At 69.6% G+C, this 7,137-nt stretch carries 8 protein-coding genes; 5 read left to right on the top strand and 3 right to left on the bottom strand.

Going from position 1 to position 7,137, the window contains the following annotated elements:
• Nucleotides 1–146: 146 nt before the first annotated feature.
• Together ACV4UX_RS15995 and ACV4UX_RS15990 are read right to left on the bottom strand one after the other, a co-directional pair.
• Nucleotides 147–782 carry a hypothetical protein gene (locus ACV4UX_RS15995; RefSeq protein WP_491594279.1) on the bottom strand — a complete coding sequence of 212 codons (636 nt, stop codon included), beginning with the start codon at nt 780–782 and terminating at the stop codon, nt 147–149.
• A 16-nt stretch (nt 783–798) separates the two neighbouring features.
• A complete protein-coding gene (locus tag ACV4UX_RS15990) occupies nt 799–1,329 on the bottom strand; it encodes a hypothetical protein (protein ID WP_491594278.1) in 531 nt (176 codons plus the stop codon).
• A gap of 171 nt (nt 1,330–1,500) precedes the next feature.
• On the opposite strand from ACV4UX_RS15990, the gene dapF reads away from it, so the two are divergent.
• The 4 genes from dapF (at nt 1,501) to ACV4UX_RS15970 (ending at nt 5,628) form a co-directional block, all read left to right on the top strand.
• Nucleotides 1,501–2,358 carry a diaminopimelate epimerase gene (gene dapF, locus ACV4UX_RS15985; RefSeq protein WP_491594277.1) on the top strand — a complete coding sequence of 286 codons (858 nt, stop codon included), beginning with the start codon at nt 1,501–1,503 and terminating at the stop codon, nt 2,356–2,358.
• A gap of 17 nt (nt 2,359–2,375) precedes the next feature.
• On the top strand, nt 2,376–2,954 hold the full coding sequence (locus ACV4UX_RS15980; RefSeq protein ID WP_491594276.1) for a VOC family protein: 579 nt from the start codon (nt 2,376–2,378) through the stop codon (nt 2,952–2,954).
• Nucleotides 2,955–3,183: 229 nt separating this feature from the next.
• Entirely contained in the window at nt 3,184–3,444 is a 261-nt protein-coding gene (locus ACV4UX_RS15975) for a hypothetical protein (RefSeq protein ID WP_491594275.1), read from the top strand.
• 105 nt (nt 3,445–3,549) lie between these two features.
• The gene (locus ACV4UX_RS15970) at nt 3,550–5,628 is read left to right on the top strand and encodes a S8 family serine peptidase (RefSeq protein WP_491594274.1); all 2,079 of its coding nucleotides are present in this window, start codon (nt 3,550–3,552) and stop codon (nt 5,626–5,628) included.
• 364 nt (nt 5,629–5,992) lie between these two features.
• Here the strand turns inward: ACV4UX_RS15970 and ACV4UX_RS15965 are convergent, their stop codons facing one another.
• Nucleotides 5,993–6,259 (bottom strand): hypothetical protein, encoded by a 267-nt coding sequence (locus ACV4UX_RS15965; protein ID WP_491594273.1) that lies wholly within the window; start codon nt 6,257–6,259, stop codon nt 5,993–5,995.
• Here ACV4UX_RS15965 and ACV4UX_RS15960 point away from each other — a divergent pair.
• Nucleotides 6,140–7,137: ABC transporter transmembrane domain-containing protein (locus ACV4UX_RS15960; RefSeq protein WP_491594280.1), on the top strand; the 998-nt coding region annotated here is incomplete at its 3' end. The genes ACV4UX_RS15965 and ACV4UX_RS15960 overlap by 120 nt on opposite strands.

Below are 7,137 nucleotides of genomic sequence, written 5' to 3'. Positions count from 1 at the left end.
TCCGGCTGGCAAGACCCTTGCGGCTGCGCCGCCTGTCGCGCGGGAATTCGCGCAACGCCGCAACCCCGCCTGCGCCAGCGAAGCGATCGCGGGGCGGCGGGGTTGCGGGGGGGCGTGGCGGACGGCGATCCGCTCTTCCGGGCAGCCTAGGCGGTGGTGTCCAGTGCGAGCCCGGCGTCGCTCAGGGAGGAGCGCGCGTAGCGTCGGTTGCGCGAGTAGGTGTTGGCTGTGCGCAGCAGTTGGCTTTCGGACGTGGATATCTTGGAGAATTCGCCTTTGGAGATGGAGCCGTCTTCGAGGGCTTTGTCGAGGAGTTCGCGGGTCTTGGCGAGGGACTCGTCGAGTTTCTTCTTTTCCTGGGCGTCGATCTTGCCGGATTTCAAGCCGTCCTCGATGGCTTTTTCGGCCTTGTCGAGGTTTTTCTGGATCATGGCCAGGGCCATGTCCTGGTTTTGCATGGGCGTGGCGTTGCCCATGGCCTTGAGGTTGTCTTTCTTGGTCTTGTCGGGGACGAGCCGATCGAGAAGGGTGTTCTGGGCGTCCAGGGCCTTCATGATCTTGTCGTACTCTTCGCGGGTGACGGACTTGTCCGCGAGGGCCTTGGCGATGAGTTCGTCGGTGGCCTTGTCCTGGTCCGCGAGCCGCTTCTTGTCCTTTTCCGAGAGTTTGGAGAGGTCGGCGTCTTCGAGGCGTTCGTCCTGGCGGTCCTGCCGCGAGGCGATGATGTCCTTGAAGTAGGCCGAGACGTCCAGGCCGGAAAGGGACGAGGAAGAGGAGTACATGGCGTCTCCCGTTCGATCAGGCCGTGACGTTCACGGGTTGGCGGTCCGCGGCGGCAGGCGAGGCGAACTGGGCCTGCTGGATGCGGTAAGAAGCCATTTGGCGGCTTGCCTGGTCGATGGAGGTGCTCACCTGGCGGAACTCGCCGAAGGAGAGCTTTCCGTCGGACAGTGCGCTGTCCAGGGTGGACTGGGCGGCCAATTGGAGGCTGCGGATATTCTCCGCGTCCTCGGGGGTCAGTCGTCCCTGGGCGACGTTCTTCTCCAGGCGGCGGGTGATGTTCTCCTGCCGGGCGTTGAAGGCTTCCAGGGCCACGGTCTGGGCTTCTGCGCCCATGGGCTTGGCCAGGCGGGACTCTTCGTCCACCTTGCCCTGCTGGGCCTGCTGCGCCTGGAGGGCCTTCTGGGTCTCCAGGTTCTTGGAGAACTCGGCGGCGGCTTTTTTTGCCGCCTCGGCAGCCTTGGCCTGGGGGTTGGAGAGGCCTCCGGAGAACAGATCCTTGGCGAAGGAGAGCGCCGTTGTCGCGCCTGCAATAAGGAGTGGGTTCATGGTAGTGCTCCTGCGGTTGTCTCGGTGGGCAACAATTTCCCCACGCGAAGCGTCCGCAGGCATCAGAGCAAAAGGCGGGCCGCGCGCCCCCCGGGGCAGGGGGGATCGGCGGCGCTTCCCTGCGGGGCCGTCCTTTGATAGGTTCGGCGCACAACACCGAAGGAGTCTTTCATGGTCTGCGAATCCCGCCTGGGCAAGGGCGTGGCCTTCCATAAGATGCAGGGCTGCGGCAACGATTTCGTGGTGATCGACAACAGGGCGCTCAACGTGCCGCGCGAGGCCATGGCCGAGTGGGCGCGCAAGGTGTGCCGCAAGTGCTTCGGCGTGGGCGCGGACGGCCTGATCTTCCTGAACGCCGCGCCCGCCGGATCCGGCCTGGACGTGGTGTGGGATTTCTACAACGCCGACGGCTCCCGGGCGGAGATGTGCGGCAACGGGGCGCGCTGCGCGGCCAAGCTGGCCTGCCTGCTGGGCATGGCCCCGGAGCGGATGGTGCTTGGCACGGACGCCGGCCCCGTGGAGGCCGAGGTGCTGGGCGACGGCCAGGTGCGCGTACGGCTCACCGAACCCGGGGACCTGCGCGCCGGCATGACCCTGGACGTGGACGGCGAGCGCCTGGAGGTGCACTTCGTGAACACGGGCGTGCCCCACGCGGTGGTCTTCTCCGCCGACGTGTCGCTGCTGGACGTGAAGCGCCTGGGCCGGGCCATCCGCACGCACGAGGCCTTCGCCCCCAAGGGGACCAACGCCAACTTCGTCACGGTGAGGGACCGGGGCAGCCTGACGCTGCGCACCTATGAGCGCGGCGTGGAGGACGAAACCTACGCCTGCGGCACCGGGGCCTGCGCCTCGGCGGCCATCGCCAACGCCCTGGGCCTGGCCGGGACCGACGTGGACGTGACCACCACCGGCGGCGAGGTGCTGGGCGTGCGTCTGGAAGGCGGGCGCATCTTCCTGCGCGGGGCGGCGGAGGTGGCCTTCTCGGGCGCGCTCAACCCGGCGGCCATGGGCCTGGACTGGCCCGCGTAAGCCCGACGGGAGGAACCATGCCCCGCTACACCGGCATCAACCATCTTGCCATGGCCACCCGCGACATGGAGGCCACGGTGCGCTACTGGCGCGACCTCCTGGGCATGCGCCTGGTGGCGGGTCTGGGCCGCGCGGGCTACCGCCAGTATTTCCTGGAGGTCTCGGAGACGGACATGGTGGCCTTCTTCGAGTGGAACGGCGTGGACCCCCTGCCGGACAAGGACCACGGCGTGCCCGTGAAGGGTCCCTGGGGGTTCGACCACGTCTCGTTCGGGGTGGCGGAGCGCGAGGACCTCTTCGAGCTCAAGGCGCGGCTGGAGGCGGCGGGCTGCTGGGCCTCGGAGGTGCTGGACCACGGGTTCATCCTCTCGCTCTACAGCTTCGATCCCAACAACATTCCCGTGGAGTTCAGCTGGCCCCAGCCGGGGGTGGACCTGCGCGCAAAGCCCCGCATGGCCGACCGCGACCCGCCCCCCGCCGGGCGCGAGGGGCCTGATCCGGTTACCGGGCGCTGGCCCGCGCCCGCCCCCGTGTCCCCGGAGGACCGGCGGGTCTATCCCGGAGAGGGCCGCGAAATCCTCAAGCACGACGGGTAGTGGCGCGCCTCGAGTATCCTGTCGGACGGGGTCCCGAGGCGGGCGGCCCAAACACTTTGTTGTCCTTGCACCGACAGGTTCATGGTGCGCAGGATCGCAACACCGGAGCCGCGCTCCCCGGGGAACGCGGGAGGGCGCTTCGCGTCCCGGGGCGATCCGCGATGGGCAACGCAAGGCCCCGGCGGGGCCAGGACCGGCCGGGCCAGACCGGCCAGGAGGCGGACGAGGCATGAAAGACGTTTTCGTGGACGGCGTTCTCGGGGCGGGGTTCAGCAAGGGCGCGGTGCGCGTCCGGTTCTACGGGCTGGACATGGCCCAGGAGGTGCGCCAGGAGCACAACCTGAGCCTGGTGATGACCGTGGAAGGCTTCCTGGAGGTGCACGCCAAGTTCGCCGAGGTGATGGCGCAACTCAAGAAGTCCGGCCTCGTGAAGGAGCTGCCCCAGGCGGGCGGCGCAGGCGCTCCGCCCGTGAGCCCGAACTTCGCCTGAACCTTGCGCCCCCCCAAATAGGTCTTGCGATCTTCCCTGTCTTCGCTATGAGGGGAAAGAACGGCGACACCGCAATAGCTTCACCTCCGACCAAGGCAGGCACTCATGGCTACCCCGGTCAACGATCCCCTGTTCCCGACCCAATGGTACATCGAGAACACCGGCCAGTCCGGCGGTACGCCGGGCATCGACCTCAACGTCCTCCAGGTCTGGCCGGACTACACCGGCCGGGGCGTCACGGTGGGCGTCTACGACCAGGGCGTGGAGAAGAACCACCCAGACCTCGCGGCCAACATCAACCCCGCGCTCTTCACGTCCGCCCAGCCCTTCGGGGACGGCCAGCCCACCACGGACAGCGAGGACCACGGCAACAACGTCGCGGGCGTCATCGCCGCCACGCCCAACAACGGCATCGGCCTGACGGGCGTGGCCCGCGGCGCCACGCTCGGTTCGGTCTACCTGGACCTGTCGGTGCACAACCAATACCCCGACGACCTCAAGGCCGCCTACGACTTCGCCGCCCAGAACCTCGACATCTCCAGCAACAGCTGGGGCATCTCCAACATCTTCACCAACTTCAACGACCCCGACAACAAAGGCGCGGCCGAAGGCATCGCCAACGCCGTCGCCAACGGACGCGACGGCCTGGGCGTGGTGATCACCTTCGCGGCAGGGAACAACCGCCTCGAGGGCGACGACACCAACCTCTCCAACCTCGCCAACACCCCCTCCATCATCACCGTGGCCGGCATCGCCCACACGGGGGCCACGGCCTCCTACAGCACGCCCGGGGCCAGCATCCTGGTGGCAGGCCCCACCCAGAACATCATCTACCAGAACGTGGACACCGACGGCGACGGCGTGCCCGACTCCCAGGAAGAAGGCGAAACCGCCCCCGAGGCCCGCGCCCTGGTGGAGGTGGAACGCGTAGGCAACATCACCACCACCGCCCTCATCGGCAAGGGCCTCACCGAATCCGGCGCGCCCGGCGGCGACTATTCGATGGAATTCGGCGGAACCTCCGCCGCCACCCCCATGGTCTCCGGCGTGGCCGCGCTCATGCTGGAGGCCAACCCCAGGCTCGGCTACCGCGACGTGGCCGACATCCTGGCCCTCACAGCGCGCAACACCGACACCTCCTCCCAGTGGACCATCAACGGCGCCTCCAACTGGAACGGCGGCGGCATGCACGTGAACAACGACGTGGGCTACGGACTCGTGGACGCCCTCGCCGCCGTGCGCCTGGCCGAAACCTGGACCAGCCAGCACACCGCCGCCAACCTCGTGAGCACGAGCGCCACCAACACCGTGAACCAGAACCTCCCGGACGGCGGGCAGGCCGTGGTCACCCGCTTCCAGGTGAGCAAGGCCCTCAACGTCGAGGACGTGCAGGTCACCCTGGACATGGAGCACCCCAACGTCTCCAATCTGTCGTTCCTGCTCACCTCCCCCTCGGGCACGGTGACCAGCCTGCTGGACACGCCCCTGGCCCTGGCCTTCCCCAGCAACCCCTTCTCCATGTCCAGCACCCACTCCCTGGGCGAGAAGTCCGCCGGGACGTGGACCCTGAGCATCCAGGACAATTCCGCCGACGGGGCCTCGGGCCGGGTCGATTCCGTGGGGCTCACGCTCCTGGGCTCCACGGGAGCGCTCCCCTACGTCTACACCAACGAGTACGCCTACTACGCCGCCCAGAATCCGGCCCGCACCGTGCTGAACGACTCCTCCGGGGCCACCGTGCTCAACGCCTCGCCCGTCACCAACGCCAGCACCGTGAACCTCCTGCCCGGCATGCCGAGCTCCATCGGCGGCACGCCCCTGACCATCGGGGCGAACACCAACGTGGTGCAGGTCTACACCGGCGACGGCGGCGACGTGCTCGTGGGCAACGGCAACGGCGCGCTGCTCTCCTCCGGGCGCGGCAACGACCTGCTCGTCCCCGTCACCGGGTCCGCCACCCTCTCGGGCGGCTCCGGCCTGGACACGGCGGCCTTCCCGGCGGACCGGACCGACTACAGCTTCCTCAACCTGGGCGGCAAGAACGTCGTCTCCGGGCTGGAGGGTTCGTCCACCATCCAGGGCGTGGAGCTGCTGGCCTTCCGGGGCTCCATCGTGCCCACGGCGGGGCTGGCCTTCCTGCCCGCCGAGAACGACCCCAACCGCGCGGCCCTGGCCCAGGTCTGAGGCGCAAGGTCCGCAACGAGGCCCCTTGTTGTCTGGAGCCGCGAGAAGCGCCCGCCGTTACGGCCACGCCTTGAAAAACCGCACCCCTCTTCCCGGACCCCGCGCCGGGCGGCACTGCCGCCCGGCGACGCCGGGTGGGTCGCGCCCGCCGGACGCCCCCTGACGTGAAAACCGCCCTTTCCTGCCTCAAGGCCGCCGCCGACGCCCACGGGCTGCCCTTCGACCCGCAGGAGGCCGCGCAACGCCACGGCCTCTCCCCGGATCAGGAGCCCGCCCCGGAGACCCTGGCCGCCATGGCGCGCGAGGCGGGCTTCACGGCCGCGCCCGCCATGCTGCGCTGGGAGGAGCTGGCCGACCTGGAGCACTACCCGGCCCTGTTGCGCCTGGAAAACGCCAACACCGTGGCCCTGGTGGGCTTCGCCCCGGGCGGCGAGGGACGCGTGCTCCTGGCCGACCCCCTGGCCAGGGTCTCCGGCCCTTTCGAGCTGGAACGCCAGGCCCTGGAGCGCAGCTGGTCCGGCAAGGCCCTGCTCCTGGCCCGGCCCGGCCGCGCACGGGGCTGCGCGCCCTGGCCCTGGCGGCGGCGCGCCACGGCCTGGAGCTCTCCCCCGAGTCCCTGGCCCGCGCCCACGCCCTGGAGGAGCGCGAGCCCACCCCGGAAGAGCTGGCCGAACTGGCCCGTGAGGAAGGGCTCAAGGCCCAGGTCCGCGCTTGCGCTCCCGAGGAACTGCCCGGCCTGGCCGAGGCCCTGCCCGCGCTCGTCGTGCTCCGGGAGGGCGCCGTGGCGGTGCTGGCCGGGATCGACCCGGAGCGCGGGGCTGTCCTGGTGGACCCGCGCCGCCAGCCGCCGCGCCAGGACACCTGGCCCATGGCGGACTTCCTGGCCCGCTGGGACGGGCGCGTGGTGCTCCTCAAGCGGCGCTTCCGCCTGGGCGACGAGGCCCAGCCCTTCGGCCTGCGCTGGTTCGCGCCGGAAATCCTGCGCCAGGGGCGCTCCTTCGCGGACGTGGCCCTGGCCTCGCTCATGATGACCGTGCTGGCCCTGGCCCTGCCCATGTATTTCCAGATCGTCATCGACCGGGTGCTGGCGCACAAGAGCCTCTCCACGCTCCAGGTGCTGAGCCTCGGCATGGCGGCGGCCCTGGCCTTCGAAGCGGGCTTCTCGTTCCTGCGCGGCTTCGTGATGCAGCACGCCACGGCGCGCATCGACGCGCGGGTGGCCTCGCGGACCTTCGCCCGGCTGCTCAGCCTGCCCCTGGGCTTCTTCGGGCAGAGCCACGCCGGGGCGCTCATCCAGCACATGCAGCAGGCCGGGGCGCTGCGGGAATTCCTCACGGGGCGGCTCTTTTTCACGCTGCTCGACGGCCTGGCGCTTTTGATCTTCGTGCCGGTGCTCTTCCTCTACAGCCCGCAGCTGGCGGCCCTGGTGCTGGGTTTCTCGGGGCTCCTGGCGGCCACGCTCTTCGTGCTCGTCCCGGCCTTCAAGAAGCGCCTCCTGGAGCTCTACCG

The organism is Fundidesulfovibrio sp. (assembly GCF_058402725.1).
This window is presented reverse-complemented; position numbering and strand designations above follow the sequence as displayed.